Genomic DNA, 18,402 nt, shown 5'->3' with positions numbered 1-18,402 from the left:
TGTGGAGGAAAACTATGCAATTTTGGTGCAGTGGATAACATGCACAAGGGCGATGCTTTGTGCTGATTTAATCGCGGGCGGTGCTGTCATTTTGCAGAACATTTGAAGGATAAAACTACTCCTTCCTATATTAAATATTACCACTCGCTTGCGTTAGCATGAGTTTAATACTGTAGTCAAAAACGTATCACTTTTACACTTTTGAGGGTATTGCTGTAGCTGTTTAGGACTGTTCTTGAGTGTGACGAACACTGTAAGGTATTGATAAATAATGTAGGTACGTGAGTCTTCGATCCTACGAACCAAGTTTTCAGAGTGACGGCTGGACGTGTTGATCTAATAGGTGTCAGCCATGGCGTCAATTATCATGCTCGTAACGGTATCACTTCCGCGCCTGCCTCCACTTTGGCAAGATAATCCGCCCACTGTTGCATAATATCGCGCCTCTCCTCAAAGTATGAAGTCCGCACGTATGCCGCCGCCGTCTGGTTCACCAGCGCATGGGATAGCACTGCCTCTAGTACTTCCCAGCGATGCCCCATATCACCCAGGACAGTGCGCGCCAAACTCCTGAAACCGTGGCCAGTCATCTTGCCTTTGTAGCCAATGGTCTCAATGATTTTCAGCACCGTGTTTTCGCTGATTACTTTGCCCGAATAGTTGCGGTTCGGGAATACATACTCCCCCTGCCCTGTGAAAGGTATTAATCCGCGCAAAATTGCCATCGCTTGAGTGGATAGCGGCACAGCATGATCTTTGCGCTTGTCGCCCTTGCCCTTGCGTCCAACCTGTTCTGCAGGAATAACCCAACATCTGGTGTCTAGGTCGAAGTCCTTCCACTTCGAATAGCGTACTTCACTTGTGCGAGTTGCCGTCAACATCAGTAGGCGTAGGGCAGATATAGCGATGGGCGAGACTTTATCCATTTCCTGATAGGCGGTTACAGAGCGCAGGAATGTGGGTAGTTCTTCAGTTGGAATGCAGTGGAAATGCTCTACCTTTGGCCTGTCAACCAATGCCATGCGGATTTCTGCCGGATTGTATTTAGCCCTGCCTGTGGCGATTGCATACTTGAATACCGCGCCGATTGATTGAAGCAAGCGATCCCGTGTCTCGAATGTGCCATGCTCCTCTATAGTCCGCATGATGCCAACTAATTCCATCGGCTCAATCTCAGCTATCGGGCGATTACCGATGACGGGCAAAGCATATTTTTCCAAGTTGCCAAGCCACTGCTTCGCGTGTCCGGGTGTCCACATCGGAGACTTAACTTTGTGATATTCAATGGCAAGTGTGACAAAGCTATTTTCGCGGGCAACCTGCAAAGCTTTGTTGTTAGTTTGCTTCGCTTCTTGCTTTACCGCGCTTGGGTCTGCCCCGTTCGCCAGCAGCTTGCGTGCCTGTTCGCGCCGTTCCCGTGCTTCAGATAAGGTTACGTCTGGGTAGACGCCGATTGCTAGAAGCTTTTCTTTTCCGCCGACACGATATCTTAACCGCCAATACTTGCCGCCGTTCGTGTGTACCAGCAGGAACAGTCCGCCCCCATCTGTTAGCTTGTAGGGCTTATTCGTAGCTTTGGCCTTCTTTATCTCCATCTCTGTTAGCGGCATGATGTGTCCTTTGGAGTAACAGCGCGGGTTGCATCGAGGAAAGTGCGAAGCTCGCTTGTTTCAATCGGGGTTAATGCGATGTAGCGAGAACCGAAACGAAAGGCCAGCGCGCCTTCGTTGTCGAGAATGAAACGGGTTGCGGCAATCTGTCTGGCGTCGTCAGCAATCTGCGCGTCCTTCCGAGCCTGTCTCTCAGCCTTCTGCGCCTGCTTAACCTCGCCGGGGTCTATACCATCGGTCAGTAGCTTGCGCGCCTCATCACGGCGTATACGTGCATCCTCTAGTGTCACGTCTGGATATATGCCTAATGCAAGCGCTTTTTTCTTCCCGCCGAAACGATAGGACACGCGCCAATACTTTGCACCATCAGGCATGACAAGTAGGTACATGCCTGCGCCGTCTCCGATCTTGTACTGCTTGCCCTTAGCCTCAGCTTGCGTTGCAATAAGCTCTGTCAGTGCTGCTTTTATTTCCATTTTTTTGCTCCTGCGGGTACATTGCAAAAGATAGATTACCATGTATCCGCAAATGTACCCACAAAAAACAGAGCTTCGCTGAGATCGCCTGATACCGCTTGGGCGTTAAAAAACCCGCTAAAGCCATATGCCATGCGGGTTTGAGAGATTATTTGAGACAGGTTAATAACGAGTTCTGGCGGAAGCTGTGAGATTCGAACTCACGGAACATTGCTGTTCGGCAGTTTTCAAGACTGCTGGTTTAAACCACTCACCCAAGCTTCCAAGTTTGAATACATCACTAAGTATGCGACTGTGTTACAACATAACTAAACAAATCATATTGAAGTTGCGCGCACCTGAAGTGGGCGCATGATACCCGAAATACATTACTAATTTAAAGTCACTTTCAACTATTACACATTAATCAACACAAACATTGCAACTTTTCTCCCGCTTCGATACTCTTACGTATGTTGTTAACACACCTTCTGGAGAAAATACCATGCAATACCAAACCATTTCGCAACTAGGCACGCTAGGGCTGGAACAAAATAAAGTCCTGCGCAACACTTACATGATGCTGGCTCTCACCATGGCTCCTACCATTATGGGAGCCTTTATTGGCACATCCGCTAACTTCTCGTTCATGGCACAGAATCCCATCATGGCTCCGCTGCTGATGTTCGCCGTAATGATGGGTATGCTATTTGCTGTCTCTGCGTTGCGTAACAGCGTATGGGGCATTGCCATGCTGCTGGGCTTCACTTTTGTCGCGGGTGTTTTCCTTGGGCCAATTCTGCAACATGCACTGCATCTGCGAAATGGCGCCCAACTTGTGGGCATGGCTGCTGGTGGAACCGGACTAATTTTCTTTAGCTTGGCGACCATCGCTTCTGTTACCAAAAAAGATTTCAGCTTTATGGGTAAATTCCTGTTCATTGGCTTGGTTTTGCTGGTAGTCGCTTCACTGGCCAATATCTTTTTTGCCATTCCCGCTTTATCGCTAACCATCTCGGCTATTGCCGTGATGCTCTTCTCGGCTTACATTCTTTACGACATTAGCCAGATCATACATGGCGGCGAGACTAACTATGTAATGGCAACCATGTCGTTATATTTAAATATTTATAATATTTTCGTCAACCTGCTAAGCCTGCTGATGGCCTTTAGTGGTGAACGCGATTAAAGCCGAATGACCTTAATTCGAAAAGGCGGCGCAAGCCGCCTTTTTTATGTCCCAGGCAGAGCGCACGCACATACTTGAAGGTGAAAATCCTCTTCAATTTTTCTAAATGAAGCAGATACCAGGGCACAGCGTTTCATGGCTTATTGTCGTGCCAGAAGCATTTGGAGCTTGGGTGGTATTCTTGTTTTAGGTTAGAATTCACTCCGTTTTGTAATCTGGGTATAGGAATCCGTGGCATTAATTGTTCAGAAATATGGTGGCACTTCGGTAGGCAGTCCGGAACGCATTAAAAACGTAGTGCGTCGCGTAGCGAAATACAAAGCACTCGGACATCAATTGGTCGTTGTGGTTTCCGCCATGAGCGGTGAGACCAATCGACTTATCGGGTTGGCGAAAGAAATGCAAGCTCAGCCTGATCCACGTGAGCTTGATATGGTAGTTTCTACCGGCGAACAGGTGACCGTTGGGTTAGTGTCGATGGGGCTGATTCAAGAAGGACTGAAGGCTAAAAGCTACACGGGCGCGCAAGTCAAAATTATCACCGACAGCGCATTCACCAAGGCACGTATTCTTAGCATAGATGAGCAAAACATTCGCACCGATTTAGCTAACGGATACGTGGTTGTAGTGGCTGGATTTCAAGGCATAGACAAAGAGGGGAACATTACCACCTTGGGACGGGGCGGTTCCGATACTACTGGGGTAGCTATTGCCGCAGCGCTTCACGCCGACGAATGCCAGATTTATACCGATGTTGATGGCGTATACACGACCGACCCTCGCGTGGTGCCGGAAGCACGCCGCCTCAAGACCATTACCTTCGAGGAGATGCTAGAAATGGCTAGCCTCGGCTCCAAGGTATTGCAGATCCGCGCAGTTGAATTTGCCGGGAAATATAAGGTTAAGTTGCGCGTGCTATCAAGCTTCGAGGAAGAAGGCGATGGTACGTTAATTACTTTTGAGGAAGACGATAAGATGGAACAGGCGATTATTTCAGGTATAGCCTTCAACCGTGACGAAGCCAAAATCACCGTGCGTGGTGTACCGGATAAACCGGGCATTGCTTACCAGATACTGGGGCCCATCAGTGAAGCCAATGTTGACGTGGACATGATAATTCAGAATGTCGGCGTGGATGATTCCACCGATTTTTCCTTTACCGTACACCGCAATGAATTCGATAAGGCGATGGATATTCTGAAAAACCAAGTACAACATCACATTGGTGCACGAAATGTGGTGGGTGACAATAAGACTGCCAAAGTATCAGTAGTTGGAGTCGGAATGCGTTCGCACGTCGGCATCGCCAGCAAAATGTTTCGTACTTTAGCGGAGGAGGGAATTAATATTCAGATGATTTCCACTTCGGAAATTAAAATCTCTGTTGTTATTGATGAAAAATACCTGGAGCTGGCTGTGCGTGTGCTTCATAAAGCATTCGATCTAGACCTGGAGCCCGTATAGCAACGAGTGCGTCTGTTGTAATGAATTGATATCTACTTCCCTGATAGGCGGACATTGTGCCGACCATACAGACATGGGCTGCACTCGCGAGGGCAATACTGCTGAGGGCCACGCGCTCGATGCAATCGGATTTCCTTGATTGTTAATAGATTATCTTGCGAATGAAACAAGGGTTCGATGGGCAACATAACAGCGGCTAGTCTTCTCGCTTGACATAAAGTAGCGTCCGAGATTTTCCATAGAAAGTAGCTTTAGGATCAGTAAAGCTTCATGCTATTAGTAGCGAATATATGACCGGAATAAACGAATTATTGCGGGTACAACCAACATTTTCACCTTGCTTATTAACATATTTTTACTGAAGGCAAGATTCTTCTTTAAAAGATTTCGCAATGACCCACGCGATCCTGCCAACGCTGCAATGAATGCTATGCCAATAAGATAGGGATGATGCGTTAAAAGTTTAAAAGTATGGCTTCGTGGAAACGCTCCCGAATTACCAGATAAAGCCGTTGCAGTTTCAGTACTAGAAAATTGCTGAATAAAATTATTTCGACAGTTACGCCGATTTTCCTCCATCCGATCCAAGAGAATTTTTTTTTGCTCTTCGAGAGACAATGACATTGTCATATCGTATCCTTTACCAGCTGTGCATCTTTCTCTAATTCGGTGCGTAACGTTTCAAATGGAGATATTGGACGTGTTCTATTCTGGCTTACCAGAAAAACCCCACAGGCTGACAATGCATATAAAGCCACAACACTCCATGCAGATGCCACACGATATGGGGTCTCCCAGTAGCTAACGATAATAGCCACACCTAAAAAAATCAGGCTTAACAATGCCAACACAAACAAAACGACATAACTAATTATCTGGGCGCTAAAGTAATGCCATTGGATCTTCATTAAGATCGGCACCAATTCTATGTAATCGCCCATACGATGACGCGCAATTATGCCAAGTTGTTTAGCTTTTTTGATTTTTTCAAACATGACATTTATCTCAACTTAAGAATTTAAGTGCTCTGCAGTGAATCAAATTAGCGCCTTGAAATTAACAGGCCCAGTAAAAAACCAATTGCCGCTGCATATCCAACTGCTTGCAAAGGGTTTTCTTTTACATATCCTCTGGAGCAATCGACGCCATCATTAAAATGCTTGCGCGCATCGGCCGCCACAATTTTCGCAACTTCTTTTGCAGATGCCATTTTTGTCATCAACTTTTCCTTGGCCTCTTCTAAGTCAATATCAGATAAGCTAGGTATACGAGAAATCAAATCGTCTAAATCGGCCCGCAGATTGGACATTTCGCTACTGGCGGCTGCCCCTACTTGTTTTCCAGCGGATTTCGTAGCGTCCACAACATTGCCTACAGCCGTTCCAGTCCGTTGAGCCATATTTTCTGCGGCTGCCACTGCACCTTCTACTTTATTTGAAATTGTATTCTGCATAGCTAAACTCCTTATATTTTATTAGTGATGAATTTTATGGCAAAAAAGCTAAGGTTAAGTATCTTACATTTATTAATTTCGGTCTGTTCGCTGGCACACATATATTCAATGCTAACTGGATATATGTAGTACATCCAAATACATGTAAAAAACTATTTCTTGTTGTTTATCTTATACTTATTAAATAAATTCTAAAATATCCACATGAACTATTCATGCTTGGCGGTTTCTTCCAGTCGAATTCTTCGCTCGGACAATTCCTGTAATAACTGTTCCGCCAAATCGCCCATCGGATCGCCACCTCTCAACTCAGCTCTTTCAATTGTGGCTTTAAGTTTATAAATATCCGATTGTCTTTTTTCTTGCAATTCTTGCTGAATTTCATCCATGCGGCGGCGTAATTGTCCAGTACGACGGATGATTTTCAAGATTTTTAATTCCACGCCCTGATCAGCAATTAACTCGGGATCCTCAGTTTCTTCCTGCATTGCAGGATCCTGAATAAATTCCAGCACCAGTTTTTCAATGGCCTGCTGGTCCCCGCGCTCGTAAGCAAGGTTCACCTTTATCATCAATCCATGTCGACGCAGGCGCTCGGGTTCCGTGGTGGCGCGGTCGGGGTGCATCATCATGGCAGCGCGCCTAAATGCCTGCTTAAGTTGCGGCGTAATAACCAGTGGGGGAGGAGGTTGAGCTTCTATCAAACCCGCTTCTTCGGCTGACTTTCTAGCCTGCTCTTGCGCTGCTTGTGCATGGACTTGAGCAGCTGCATCATCGGGGGATAGCCCCGCCTGTGCGTTAGCAATTTGCGCGTCCAGTTCATCTAACTGAGCGTAGAATCTCCCAACCATTTCATAATAGCGGCGCTGGAACTGTGCTGTTTCTGTTTTGGCTGTTTCCAGTTCCAATTCAGCCGAAATAACCTGCTCTGCAAGCTTAGCCTGATCGCTCACCAAACGGGTAAGCTCCTGATCTAAAGTGGGTTTCATTCAGGTGTTTTCCAACTGAGAGTGAATTCGTTAAGTTGCTCCCACGCGGCGAGATCGATTTTCTCTCTAGTACCGATCCCTAATTCTTTCAATTGCTCCAACGCTCTAGTTTCACCTTGCTGCCCGGCCTTGCGATACCAAGACGCAGCCTGCTGTTCATCCCGTGTAACACCCTGGCCTTTGCTGTACATCAATCCCAGATTGAATTGTGCTTCTGCATGCCCTTGCTCTGCAGCTTTGCCGTACCAAAATACCGCCTGCTGATCGTCCTGTATAATGCCTTGGCCATTGCCGTACATAATTGCTAGCGTGTATTGCGCACACATATCTCCCTGCTCTGCAGCCTTTAGAAACCAAAATACAGCCTGCTGGTCGTCTTGGGTAACCCCCAGCCCGTTGTTGTACATGAATCCCAGATTTAATTGGGCCGAAGCGTGTCTCTGTTCTGCGGCTTTGTTATACCAGGACACGGCCTGCTGGTTATCCTGTGTAACGCCTTGACCTTTTTCATACAAGAATCCTAGATTGAATTGTGCCTCCACATGCCCCTGTTCTGCGGCTTTGCCATACCAGAATGCGGCCTGTTGATAATCCTGGAGCACGCCCCGCCCTTTACTGAACGTGGCTCCCATTGCATATTGTGCCCGCACATGTCCCTGCTTAGCGGCCTTGAGACACCAAAACGCGGCCTGCTGATAATCCTGTATAACGCCTTGACCTTTGCTGTACATAAAGCCTAGTTCGTATTGCGCACGCGCATGTCCCTGCTCTGCGGCCTTCATATACCAAAATTTAGCCTGTTCGTGATCTTGCTCAGCCAATTGACCGCTGTTGTACATAGCTGCCAAATTGAATTGCGCACGTGAATGTCCCTGCTCTGCGGCTTTGCGATACCAAGGCAAAGCAAGTTCGTAGTTCTGTGTGATGCCTTGACCTTTCTCGTACATATATCCGAGGGATTGTTGCGCCCATGCATTTCCTTGCTCTGCACCCATGTGGTACCAAGACATGGCCTGCTCATAGTCCTGTGTAACCCCTTGCCCGTTGTAGTACAGGGTACCTAGAGCATATTGTGCCCGCGTATGTCCTTGTTCTGCGGCCTTGAGATACCATAATCTTGCCTGCTGATAATCCTGACTGACGCCCTGCCCGTTGTAATACATTGCCCCCAGATTATATTGCGCCTGCTCAAGCTCCGCTTCTGCGGCCTTCTGATACCAATAAAGCGCCTGCTCATAGTCTGTGCTGACCACTTCGCCGAGCCAATATAGCCTGCCCAAGTCATTCCATATTTCAGGGTCATTTTTATTTTGATTGGCTATACACCAATCGAAGGCCAGCCTTGCGTAATGCTGAGCGTGTTCCTTGTGCACCGGGAAGCTCCGCCCACCATTATGGAGAAGCGATAATGGGAAATAGGCTTTGCCATATTGTTTATCCGTCAATTGCGTGAAGGCATCCAAGGCATCTTTCAGATCGTCGAGGTCACTGCGTGTCCAGACGATACCAAAACCTGATTTATCGCCAAGCTCTGTAATATGATTATAGGCAGCCCGTGCTTGACGATAAAACGCGTCGAGGTCTTCTGCCAGTGACGGATCTTTACTACTCATAACTGCCGCCATTCCTCTCGCAACAAGGCCGCGTTGCTCTCTATGCACCACAACTTCCTGAGTGGACACCTTGGCTGGAAGATTTTTTTGTTCTGTCATAAGCATTTACTCGTCTAGTGTGTACGCTTTTAATGCGTGGATTGATTACTCTCGATTTTCGCTGTGTGTTATGCAAGAGCCCTATGAATAATTATTCTTAATATGGTTTCTAACCAGGATTGACTTATAAAAATCCTGAAGGATTATATTCATCAACAAGAAACACTTACGATAATTATTGATGTAAACCACAAATGTAATATCCATTTTTTGAATGGCAAGGTTTTAGTACGCAAACAAAGATTAGGCTGGCCTTGAATGGCTATATTATGGTTATTGATAAAACTCAATTTTTCCTGTTTGAGTGTCATACATGCCGCCCACAATTGCTATCTGGTATTTCTCCAGCATCTCTCGCAGAACTTCACTTCGGTGTTTAATGTTGGCAATTGTCAGGAATATATTAGTCATGGCAACCTTCTCTACAAATTCTGAATTTTGCGAATTGCGATCGGTTATTGGCTCGCGAACACGTGCCACTGCTAGCTTAAGTTTGTTAACTAAAGCGGTAAAGCTACCAAACTTGATATCGTCGCATGCGGCCATGATCGCGCCGCAACCGCTATGCCCTAACACAACAATTATTTTCGCTCCGGCGACTTTGCACGCAAACTCCATGCTGCCGAGAATATCTTCGTTAACGATGTTTCCTGCTATCCGAATGCTGAAGAGATCGCCTAAACCTTGATCAAAAACAAGTTCAGCCGATGTCCTGGAATCGATGCAACTCAAAACTACTGCAAAAGGGAACTGCCCTTCTGAAGCATCTTTTAATTGCCCTAATAGATCGCGATTGACGGTGAGATTTTGTGCAAAACGTTCATTTCCCTCTTTAAGAATTTGAAATGCCATCTCCGGCGTAAGAGATGCTTGAGTTTCTTTGGTATGCGTTCTCATTTGATTTCCTCTAAATAAACACCCTGCCGAACTTTGACTCGATAAAAACAACGCTACATTACAATGCGTGGCGTGTTAATTCAATTTTTAACTATTAACCCAATCAGTGAAATTTGAAGTTTTTATGCCGCACATTTTACGCGAGGATCCTGGAAATTTTTTGACACACTCAGGTAGTTGCTCCAATGTTTGCATTTGCTCTGTTTCCGCGGCTTTCATTCTTGATCAGCTTTTGCAGGTTAACTCCCCAACGTTTGAGTCAGTATTCATTACTTCATTTGACACTTCGGCTCAAGTTTAACAAAATGCTAACGTCCATTTCGTTCAGCTTACCTCAGTATCGGTGATCACGATGCGGTCAAAGCAGATAAAAAACCTAACAGTTCATTTTTGTATCGTTTGGTTAAAGGCTGCAATATTTCGACCTCCATCAGAAATTAGTTGTGCTTTATCCATTTTTGTTCCGACTCGTCCGGCTTTAGTACACCTAAAGTAACGACAACATGACGTATCAGTCAACGAAGAGTAAAATACACCTTTAGATAGATAGTTGATTACGAATGTCCATTCAGTGGTTTCCCGGTCACATGGTTGCGGCGCGCAAAAAGGCAGCCGAAACCATGGAGCGCATCGATATGATAATAGAAGTGCTGGATGCACGCGTGCCGGAAGCAGGCAGCAATCCTGTCATTAAAGAGCTGCGCTTGCATCGGCAAAGGCCCTGTCTGAAAATTCTTAATAAAGCCGATCTGGCGGATCCTGCTGTCACTACAGCTTGGCTGAACTTCTACAATGAGCAAAAAGGAATTAAGGCCGTAGCGCTATCCTGCAAAAAACCGGGCGATGTCGCAAAAGTTCCGGGTTTGTGCGAGATGCTTGCCCCCCATCGTGATAACAGGCTTAAGCCATTGCGCATGATGATCATGGGCATTCCCAATGTAGGGAAATCCACACTAATAAATGCGCTGCTGAAGCGTCGGGTGGCAGCTGTAGGAGACGAGCCGGCGGTGACCAAAAATCAACAGGGATTTGACCTGAATGAACGGATGACGCTGATCGATACGCCGGGGCTAATGTGGCCCAAGATTGAGTATGACAGCGACGGCTTCATGCTGGCCGCAAGCCACGCGGTAGGACGAAATGCCATAATAGACGAGGAAGTAGCCAGTTTTCTGGGCGACATTCTACTGGGATCCTACCCCAAACTGCTTGCAAACCGTTATGGATTCTCCGTTGAAGGTCTGGATGGGGTGGGCATTGTCGCAGCAGTCGCAAAGCGGCGCGGTTATCTGCTCAAAGGCGGTGTTCCAGACCTGGAAAAAGCTGCTCTCATGCTGCTACAGGATTACCGCACTGGAGCACTTGGACGCATCAGCCTGGAAACACCACAAAGCCGCGATATAATGTTAGCCGAACAAGCGTTTATTAAAGCAAGGGAACAAGCTTCAAATATAACCAATTCGTGCGAATAGCAATCCCATAAATTCCCTTGCTCCTTGATGCTGCCGTTAAAAACTGGTTCGACAAATACTTGAATCTCCCTTCCACACTCGGCTGCATCGACATAGTTTTATTTATATAGGTCACCACCCGTGCAGTTAAACAAACTTTACTTATTCGTTTTTTCCGCTTGCATTGCGCTCTCCGCAATGTCTGCGGTCCATGCGGAGGAAAAAGTTTTTTTGAATAGCCCGCTCGATGACTTACAAGAAGATGCCATACCACAACCACCCACGGCTTCCGATGACCCGGATCTGATACTTACCGTCGACTCTAACCTTAACCTTTCGCAAAACGACTTATGGCAACGCATTCGTAATGGTTACGCGTTGCGCCAATTGAATAGCCCGCTGGTGGCAAGCCACGAGCAATGGTACGCAAAACGTCCGGACTATATGCAACGAATGACCGAGCGCGGGCAGCGCTATCTCCACTTTATTGTGGAAGAAGTTGAGCGGCGCGGAATGCCATCGGAAATCGCACTGCTACCCATGATCGAAAGCGCGTTTAATCCAGGAGGCTATTCCACCGCTAGCGCCTCTGGCATCTGGCAGTTCATTCCATCTACTGGCAAACATTTTGGCATGCAGCAGAACTGGTGGTATGACGGGCGACGCAATATCATCAGTGCGACCCTTGGCGCGCTTGACTACCTGCAAAAACTGCATGGCATGTTCGGCGATTGGGAATTGGCACTTGCCGCTTACAACTGGGGCGAAGGCGCAGTACAGCGAGCGCTCGCACATAACCGCAAACTAGGCCTGCCCGCGGATTACGCCAGCCTGAAAATGCCATCAGAAACAAGGAATTATGTCCCGAAACTGCAAGCAATAAAAAATATTATCAGTAATCCAGCCAGCTTTGGCCTGGTGTTACATCCCGTTCCGGATCAACCGTATTTCGTTGCTGTCAGTACGTCAAAAAATATTGACATGGAGCTTGCCGCAGGGTTGGCGGGCGTTACACTGGATGAATTTCGCGCGTTGAATCCCGCGCACAACCGTCCGGTTATCCTGCAAGAAAATTCCGAGGTGCTATTGCTGCCCGTGGACAAGGTGGAAACCTTTCGGGCCAATCTGGCAAGCAACAGCCTGCCACTCGTATCATGGCAGGCTTACAAGAGCAGGAAAGGCGAGCACTTAAACGGACTCGCAACACGCTTCGGCCTGTCACCAGAGACACTTCGATCCATCAACGGCCTGCCAACGCAAATCAAGGTGAGTACCGGGCAGATGCTACTGGTACCACTTAATGGTAAGAATACAGAAAATGAATTCGAGGCATTTAATATACACCCTGCCCTTACCAATCAGTTACTTGGGAACACTGTTAGATACACGGTGCGTAAAGGTGACACGTTGAGTACCATTTCTCGCCTCTACAAAGTAAGTGTGGAAAAGCTGCAAGACTGGAATAACAACATAAAAACACTCAATCCAGGTCAACACATCTTCATCGTAAAACTCGACAAAACACCTCACCTATCCCGTGCCGATAAGAACCGCGGCAAACTTGGCATGGCCAGCAAAAGGACGAAGAAGTTTATGTACACGACGCAACGCATAGCTCAATATCCTTAAGCTTTTCTTACTTTACGCTTTACCTCTATTTTTTGACAATTCAGTATAGGCATCATGCTTATGGTAGTGCAAATTACATAACTTTACTTCGCCGCAAGATAACAATGTACGCGGTGCGTGACGCTAATTATGGTTTCACTTGGATAAACTTCGCAACATTCCGCCATGGCTTGTGCGCAACGTGTGTGAAAGTGGCAGCCCTGCGGCGGATGGGAGGGAGAGGGTGTTTCCCCAGGCAGACGAACAATTTTCATACCCTGACCATCTATTCTCGGTACTGCAGACAGTAAGGCCTGAGTATAAGGATGTTTAGGGTCATGCAATACTTCCTCTACCGTGCCGCGCTCGACGATACGTCCCAAATACATTACGTATACCTCGTGCGCGAGATATTCCACCACCGCCAGATTGTGCGAAATAAACAGGTAGCTTAATCTTAATTGCTGCTGCAGTGATTTAAGCAAATTTAAAATTTGCGCCTGCACCGAAACATCCAGCGCGCTGGTCGGTTCGTCGCAAATCAGCAGATTCGGATTAACTGCCAGCACCCGGGCGATAGCAATACGCTGCCGCTGCCCACCGGAAAACTCATGCGGATATCGCCACTTGGAAGCTTTCTCCAGCCCAACTTGTTCCAGCAATTCATCTATGCGGCGTTGCCGCTCATCGCTATTTTTGGCGATAGACAGTGCATCCATGCCCTCCTGTAAAATCTCCGCTACACGCATCTTGGGGTTTAAAGATGCATAGGGGTCCTGGAATATCATTTGCATCCCGGCACGATGTTTGCGCAATTGCCTCGCATTGATACCAATGAGTTCGTGGCCCGCAAAACGCACGCTGCCTGCGGTAGGTGTAATAAGTTGCAGCAGCGCCTTGCCTACCGTGGTTTTACCGCAACCGGATTCACCTACCAGCGCCAGCGTACGACCCACTGGAATGTTCATTGACACCCCATCTACCGCTTTAACGTGACCTACCGTGCGCTGCAATATGCCTTTGCGGATGGGAAAGTGGACTTGCAGGTTTTCAACTTGCAAAAGTGAAGTGCCCCTCCCCTCTTCCCCAGTCCCTTTCCCACCTATGGTAGGCGGAGCGTGGGAGAGAGGTGCTTTCAAGTTTAATTTCTCACTCCCCATCTGCGATGTGTACAGATGGCATCTTACCCCCTGGCCATTTTCCAGCTGCGTCCACTCCGGCACCTGCTCGTGACACAATGCCCACGCTTTATCGCAGCGCGGAGCGAATCTACAAGCTGCAAGTGGCGCACCCAATGGGGGGACATTGCCCGGAATGGCCGCTAAGGGTTGTCCAGTGCGTCCAGCATCCGGCAATGCGGCAAATAGTTTTTGGGTATAGGGATGAGCGGGACGTGCGAACAATTGCTCACGCGATGCCTGCTCAATAATTTGTCCGGCATACATCACCCCAACCTGATGTGCCATTTGAGCGACTACGCCCAGATCATGCGTTATCAGCAACAACGCCATACCGGTTTTCTGCTGCGTATCGCGCAGAAGTTTAAGCACCTGCGCTTGTATGGTCACGTCCAGAGCAGTAGTCGGTTCGTCTGCGATCAGCAACTTTGGCTGTCCGGCCAGCGCCATTGCAATCATCACACGTTGTTTCATGCCACCGGAAAGCTGGAATGGATATTCAGACGCACGGCGAGGGGCATCGGAAATACCTACCTGCTCCAGCAATTCAACACAACGCGAACGAACTTCTTTACCGCGCAGTTGCTGATGCAATGTCAATACCTCGGCAATCTGATCGCCGACCGTCATCACTGGGTTCAAACTCAACCCCGGCTCCTGAAAAATCATTGCCATCTGACCACCACGCACTTTGCGCATGGCATATTCTGGCAGCGCCAAAATATCTTCTTCGTCAAGTTTAATATCACCGCTGGCGACGCGTATTCCATCCGGCAGCAAACGCATTAGTGATAATGCCGTCATAGATTTGCCACAGCCGGATTCACCAAGCAGCGCAAAGGTCTCGCCCTGTTTAATACTGAACGATATGTCGTCCACAATGCGCGCACCATTGTTCAGGCGCGTCACCAAACCATCTACCTTCAGTATAAATTCCCCTCGTCCAATTTCTGAGGGAGCGCTGGGAAGGGGGCGAAGCTGGTTAAGAGAGAGGTCAGATTTCATGCAGCTGCCTACGTCCGATTCAAGCGCGGATCAAATGCATCGCGTACCGCATCAGCAAACAGATTGGCGGCCAGCACCAGCACCAGCATGAATCCGAACGCAGCCGCCAGCGTCCACCACACCATCGGCTCTCGCCCCATCTCCAGGCGCGCGGAGTTTATCAACGTGCCAAAGCTCATGGTACTAGGATCAACCCCCACACCGACATAGGACAGCACCGCCTCGGCCAGTACCAGGCTGCTGAAATCCATCACCACCGCAATCAGTACGATGTGCATCACGTTTGGCACGATGTGACGAGTAAGGATACGCGAAGATGAAACGCCGAATGCCTGCGCCGCCTGGATGTATTCCAACTCTCGCAACTTAAGTGTCTCGCCCCGTAACAGGCGACATAGTCCGGTCCAACTGGTCACACCGAGAATCAGACACAAAAACAATAAGCGTAAATCTGCGCGTGCAGCAGAAGTTTCAAACCACTCGGGATGCATCTCAATATAAACCTGCATCATTAACACCGCAGCCGCAATCAACAACACGCTGGGGATAGAACTTAGTACGGTATAAAGATACTGAATCACATCATCCACCCACCCACGCAAGTATCCTGCCGCTATACCCAGCAGCAATGCAAACGGCAACATCACCAGCGTGGTAACAGTGCCGATCACAAGCCCGGTGCGAATACTTTTCAGCGCGAGATACAGTACATCCTGCCCCACTTTGTCAGTACCCAGCACGTGGTAACTCGCGGCCAGATTGACAGTTATGCCAAGCAACATGGCTATTAACAAAGCCGTTATCAATAATGCTCTGAAAGGCCTGTTTTTCATCGCTCTCGTAAAGGTGGATATCCCATTACCTGTACTGATTTCCCGTCCTGTCGATGACAAGACTGTCCTGAATTTAACGAAAAAATGGAATAACATATTGCTGGCTGCAATCAATAACACGCCGATTAGCAACCCCTCTAAAGCACCGATCCCTATACGTTTCAGCACATCGCCCAGAAGTTCGCGCTGTGGATCAGCCAGATGGGCACCACCGTAATGCAAGCGCGGATAATCTCGAAGTATCTTGCCCTCCGACGTTTCCATACTTTCCTTGGCATACAGATAGGCCGCCAGTGGCGCAGAATATGTTTTCTCGGTACGACTTTTTATGCCTTTGGCAAGTGCATCGAAGACACTCAACACCTCAGCCGAATAAACTGTCTGACCATTGCTCTTCTCCGGCAACGCAGCGCGGTAGTGCATGGTGTCAAGCAACCCCACCAACACGAATAACGATAACAGCAGCAGCGACACCATGCCCACACTACCCTTAGCCACGCGTTGCCAAGGTAGAACAAGATGAGGACGTTTTCGTATCCACAATGCCGCAGCAAGAACCGTTGCGAGCAGCAGGTAGATCATCGCATCTGTCCAAAGAATAACGGGCATATTACTTACCCCGACATTGAATTCTGAAAATCGCTCGTTCTGAGCATAGAATAAAATTGAAACATGGGCGGCTTGCTTCCCACATTAAGCTCGATTTGAGCTTATCGAGTGACTCATTGCGAACGGGAAATATATTTATAAAGGTCATTGCAACCTCACTCGCGGGTCAACAATGGTATACGAGATATCTGTCAAAACTAAACCAGCGATATACAACATCGAACCAAGAAATACCATGGCACGCACCACGCCGAAGTCCTGCGCATTGATTGCGTCTATTGTGTAACTACCCAGACCGGGGATACCGAAGAAAGATTCGGTCAGCAAACTACCCATGAAAAGCAGCGGTATTACCACCACCACACCGGTTAAAATCGGGATCATTGCATTTTTCAGCACGTGTTGGAATAAGACGCGCAATTCCGACAAGCCCTTGGCGCGAGCGGTTCGCACATAGTCCTTACCGATCTCTTCCAGAAAAATCGTTCGATACCAACGGCTACTGGCGCCGACACTACCCATTACGCCAATCAACACGGGCAGCAGCACAAACTTGATACTGTCCATACCGCCCGCATAACCAGAAATCGGCACCCAGTGCCACAATTTACTCGCTACGAACTGACCGCCAATAATGTAAAACAGACCGGAGATGGACATCAGCAAAACACATAGTGACACCCCCAGCATATCCAGCGCAGTCGCTCTGAACAATGTCATCAACAGCGCGAACGTAATGTAAATGAGTAGGCCAATAAGAAAAGTGGGTAGCGCGATGGCGAGGCTAGGCATCATGCGGGTCTGGATTTCACGCGCAACATTACGCCCGTCGTTGGATGAACCAAAATCAAATGCAAACATCCTGGCCGATTTCTGGAAAAAAATCGTATCGCTGATTTTTCTTACACCCTCTGCATGGGCATTAAATAGCAGCGGTTTGTCATAACCATGCTGCTGCTTCCACTTTTCGATCGCTTCAGGCGTAACACGCTTCATGCCTAATTGCATCCGCGCCATATCATCTGCCGTGTTCACCACGAAAAAAAGAGAAAAAGTGAGCAGGTTCACACCGATCAAAATCGGGATAGCATATAAAATGCGGCGAATAAGATAAGCGATCATTGAGAGAGAGCTGTAGGGTACACTTACCCACCATAATGAATAAAAGGCGATACATAAACGTATCTATGTTCGCCAAAGAAAATAAGTTGCAAATTTTAAGTTAACAACTTGCTGTATTATTTAATACAGGCAAGGCGCTATTCACATTCTCATCATCCTAAACCGACCGAGAGGCTTGACCGACCTTTTTCCAAGTACTTATTTCAAGTACTTTTTTCAATTACAGGCTACCGCCTTGATCGTCTGCCTCTGTTTCAATCAACCTGGTTTGCCAGTTTGTTTAGTGTGCAGCGCTGATTCAGCATCGTCCAGCCCAGCTTCCGTTTTTCTTTATTCTTAATTAGCTTTAGCTGGAACGTCATGCTCCAACAACAATTTTTGTCTTGCTACATCACGCGGGATGCATACCATTTCCGAACCAATTTTCTGTTCAATTCCCTTAACTTTGGCACAGACCATTATAGGGCCTGAAGGCGTTGCTTTCGGGCCGCGGCACCAGCCATCAGAAGGCGTAGTTTTAAAATCTATCCATACTCCTTCAGCTGCCTTGCATTCCTCAGGGTCGGCAGGATAAGCGTAACTAATCACGGGCACAACAGCCAAAATTGCTATCGACACGACTCTAAATGTTGTTTTTCCAAAATAACTCAAAATTATTCCTTTCTTTAAAATTGCGGCAAAAAAGGTGTTGCCGCACACCTGCATGTTAATCTCAAAACAGCTAAAACTTTATCAGGCATTTTTATAAAATCACCTTGCACTTTAACACTTAATCCGAAATTATCTTCGGCAAACCGGAGGTTTTATTGTCCCGGCAAAAAATATAA

Annotated in this window: 16 protein-coding genes and 1 tRNA gene; 4 read left to right on the top strand and 13 right to left on the bottom strand. The window is 47.6% G+C overall.

Features of this window, described 5'->3' with window-relative positions:
• Window positions 1-365 precede the first annotated feature (365 nt).
• The 3 genes from MKZ32_RS05485 to MKZ32_RS05475 form a co-directional block, all read right to left on the bottom strand.
• On the bottom strand, window positions 366-1,610 hold the full coding sequence (locus MKZ32_RS05485; protein WP_239796340.1) for a tyrosine-type recombinase/integrase: 1,245 nt from the start codon (window positions 1,608-1,610) through the stop codon (window positions 366-368).
• The gene (locus MKZ32_RS05480; protein ID WP_239796339.1) at window positions 1,601-2,086 is read right to left on the bottom strand and encodes an Arm DNA-binding domain-containing protein; all 486 of its coding nucleotides are present in this window, start codon (window positions 2,084-2,086) and stop codon (window positions 1,601-1,603) included. Before MKZ32_RS05480 ends, MKZ32_RS05485 begins: the two co-directional genes overlap by 10 nt.
• Before the next feature lie 176 nt (window positions 2,087-2,262).
• Window positions 2,263-2,350, bottom strand: a tRNA-Ser gene (locus MKZ32_RS05475).
• A gap of 220 nt (window positions 2,351-2,570) precedes the next feature.
• Here MKZ32_RS05475 and MKZ32_RS05470 point away from each other — a divergent pair.
• Both MKZ32_RS05470 and MKZ32_RS05465 read left to right on the top strand, forming a co-directional pair.
• Window positions 2,571-3,254, top strand: coding sequence for a Bax inhibitor-1/YccA family protein (locus tag MKZ32_RS05470; protein ID WP_239796338.1), 684 nt, complete (start codon window positions 2,571-2,573; stop codon window positions 3,252-3,254).
• Between the two features lie 231 nt (window positions 3,255-3,485).
• A complete protein-coding gene (locus tag MKZ32_RS05465) occupies window positions 3,486-4,718 on the top strand; it encodes an aspartate kinase (protein ID WP_239796337.1) in 1,233 nt (410 codons plus the stop codon).
• A gap of 276 nt (window positions 4,719-4,994) precedes the next feature.
• Here MKZ32_RS05465 and MKZ32_RS05460 read toward each other — a convergent pair whose 3' ends face one another.
• From MKZ32_RS05460 to MKZ32_RS05435, 6 genes are all read right to left on the bottom strand, one after another.
• Window positions 4,995-5,348 (bottom strand): hypothetical protein, encoded by a 354-nt coding sequence (locus MKZ32_RS05460; RefSeq protein ID WP_239796336.1) that lies wholly within the window; start codon window positions 5,346-5,348, stop codon window positions 4,995-4,997.
• A complete protein-coding gene (locus MKZ32_RS05455; RefSeq protein WP_239796335.1) occupies window positions 5,345-5,713 on the bottom strand; it encodes a phage holin family protein in 369 nt (122 codons plus the stop codon). The genes MKZ32_RS05460 and MKZ32_RS05455 overlap by 4 nt, the downstream gene beginning before the upstream one ends.
• A gap of 47 nt (window positions 5,714-5,760) precedes the next feature.
• Window positions 5,761-6,171 carry an ElaB/YgaM/YqjD family protein gene (locus MKZ32_RS05450; protein ID WP_239796334.1) on the bottom strand — a complete coding sequence of 137 codons (411 nt, stop codon included), beginning with the start codon at window positions 6,169-6,171 and terminating at the stop codon, window positions 5,761-5,763.
• Between the two features lie 209 nt (window positions 6,172-6,380).
• Window positions 6,381-7,160, bottom strand: coding sequence for a J domain-containing protein (locus tag MKZ32_RS05445; protein ID WP_239796333.1), 780 nt, complete (start codon window positions 7,158-7,160; stop codon window positions 6,381-6,383).
• Window positions 7,157-8,872, bottom strand: coding sequence for an SEL1-like repeat protein (locus MKZ32_RS05440; RefSeq protein ID WP_239796332.1), 1,716 nt, complete (start codon window positions 8,870-8,872; stop codon window positions 7,157-7,159). Before MKZ32_RS05440 ends, MKZ32_RS05445 begins: the two co-directional genes overlap by 4 nt.
• A 273-nt stretch (window positions 8,873-9,145) precedes the next feature.
• Window positions 9,146-9,769 carry a carbonic anhydrase family protein gene (locus tag MKZ32_RS05435; RefSeq protein WP_275584316.1) on the bottom strand — a complete coding sequence of 208 codons (624 nt, stop codon included), beginning with the start codon at window positions 9,767-9,769 and terminating at the stop codon, window positions 9,146-9,148.
• Window positions 9,770-10,329: 560 nt separating this feature from the next.
• On the opposite strand from MKZ32_RS05435, the gene ylqF reads away from it, so the two are divergent.
• Together ylqF and MKZ32_RS05425 are read left to right on the top strand one after the other, a co-directional pair.
• On the top strand, window positions 10,330-11,241 hold the full coding sequence (gene ylqF / locus MKZ32_RS05430) for a ribosome biogenesis GTPase YlqF (RefSeq protein ID WP_239796330.1): 912 nt from the start codon (window positions 10,330-10,332) through the stop codon (window positions 11,239-11,241).
• Window positions 11,242-11,451: 210 nt separating this feature from the next.
• A complete protein-coding gene (locus MKZ32_RS05425; RefSeq protein ID WP_239796329.1) occupies window positions 11,452-12,849 on the top strand; it encodes a transglycosylase SLT domain-containing protein in 1,398 nt (465 codons plus the stop codon).
• An 83-nt stretch (window positions 12,850-12,932) separates the two neighbouring features.
• Here MKZ32_RS05425 and MKZ32_RS05420 read toward each other — a convergent pair whose 3' ends face one another.
• The 4 genes from MKZ32_RS05420 to MKZ32_RS05405 all read right to left on the bottom strand — a co-directional run bounded on the left by MKZ32_RS05420 (window position 12,933) and on the right by MKZ32_RS05405 (window position 18,280).
• Window positions 12,933-15,011: an ABC transporter ATP-binding protein gene (locus MKZ32_RS05420; protein WP_239796328.1), complete on the bottom strand. Its 2,079-nt coding sequence runs from the start codon at window positions 15,009-15,011 to the stop codon at window positions 12,933-12,935.
• An 8-nt stretch (window positions 15,012-15,019) separates the two neighbouring features.
• Window positions 15,020-16,453: an ABC transporter permease gene (locus MKZ32_RS05415; RefSeq protein WP_239796327.1), complete on the bottom strand. Its 1,434-nt coding sequence runs from the start codon at window positions 16,451-16,453 to the stop codon at window positions 15,020-15,022.
• A gap of 144 nt (window positions 16,454-16,597) precedes the next feature.
• The gene (locus tag MKZ32_RS05410; RefSeq protein WP_239796326.1) at window positions 16,598-17,575 is read right to left on the bottom strand and encodes an ABC transporter permease; all 978 of its coding nucleotides are present in this window, start codon (window positions 17,573-17,575) and stop codon (window positions 16,598-16,600) included.
• Between the two features lie 336 nt (window positions 17,576-17,911).
• Window positions 17,912-18,280 (bottom strand): hypothetical protein, encoded by a 369-nt coding sequence (locus tag MKZ32_RS05405; RefSeq protein ID WP_239796325.1) that lies wholly within the window; start codon window positions 18,278-18,280, stop codon window positions 17,912-17,914.
• Window positions 18,281-18,402 lie beyond the last annotated feature (122 nt).

It is taken from the genome of Candidatus Nitrotoga arctica (assembly GCF_918378365.1).
Classification (GTDB): Bacteria; Pseudomonadota; Gammaproteobacteria; order Burkholderiales; family Gallionellaceae; genus Nitrotoga; species Nitrotoga arctica.
Note: the sequence above shows the minus strand (reverse complement) of the source record. Positions and strands in the feature narration are given on the sequence as shown.

Coding starts and splice junctions, on each gene's coding strand:
- MKZ32_RS05485 (WP_239796340.1), bottom strand. CDS start 1,610: ATGCCGCTAACAGAGATGGAGATAAAGAAGGCCAAAGCTACGAATAAG.
- MKZ32_RS05480 (WP_239796339.1), bottom strand. CDS start 2,086: ATGGAAATAAAAGCAGCACTGACAGAGCTTATTGCAACGCAAGCTGAG.
- MKZ32_RS05470 (WP_239796338.1), top strand. CDS start 2,571: ATGCAATACCAAACCATTTCGCAACTAGGCACGCTAGGGCTGGAACAA.
- MKZ32_RS05460 (WP_239796336.1), bottom strand. CDS start 5,348: ATGACAATGTCATTGTCTCTCGAAGAGCAAAAAAAAATTCTCTTGGAT.
- MKZ32_RS05455 (WP_239796335.1), bottom strand. CDS start 5,713: ATGTTTGAAAAAATCAAAAAAGCTAAACAACTTGGCATAATTGCGCGT.
- MKZ32_RS05450 (WP_239796334.1), bottom strand. CDS start 6,171: ATGCAGAATACAATTTCAAATAAAGTAGAAGGTGCAGTGGCAGCCGCA.
- MKZ32_RS05445 (WP_239796333.1), bottom strand. CDS start 7,160: ATGAAACCCACTTTAGATCAGGAGCTTACCCGTTTGGTGAGCGATCAG.
- MKZ32_RS05440 (WP_239796332.1), bottom strand. CDS start 8,872: ATGACAGAACAAAAAAATCTTCCAGCCAAGGTGTCCACTCAGGAAGTT.
- MKZ32_RS05435 (WP_275584316.1), bottom strand. CDS start 9,769: ATGAGAACGCATACCAAAGAAACTCAAGCATCTCTTACGCCGGAGATG.
- ylqF (WP_239796330.1), top strand. CDS start 10,330: ATGTCCATTCAGTGGTTTCCCGGTCACATGGTTGCGGCGCGCAAAAAG.
- MKZ32_RS05420 (WP_239796328.1), bottom strand. CDS start 15,011: ATGAAATCTGACCTCTCTCTTAACCAGCTTCGCCCCCTTCCCAGCGCT.
- MKZ32_RS05415 (WP_239796327.1), bottom strand. CDS start 16,453: ATGCCCGTTATTCTTTGGACAGATGCGATGATCTACCTGCTGCTCGCA.
- MKZ32_RS05410 (WP_239796326.1), bottom strand. CDS start 17,575: ATGATCGCTTATCTTATTCGCCGCATTTTATATGCTATCCCGATTTTG.
- MKZ32_RS05405 (WP_239796325.1), bottom strand. CDS start 18,280: ATGCAGGTGTGCGGCAACACCTTTTTTGCCGCAATTTTAAAGAAAGGA.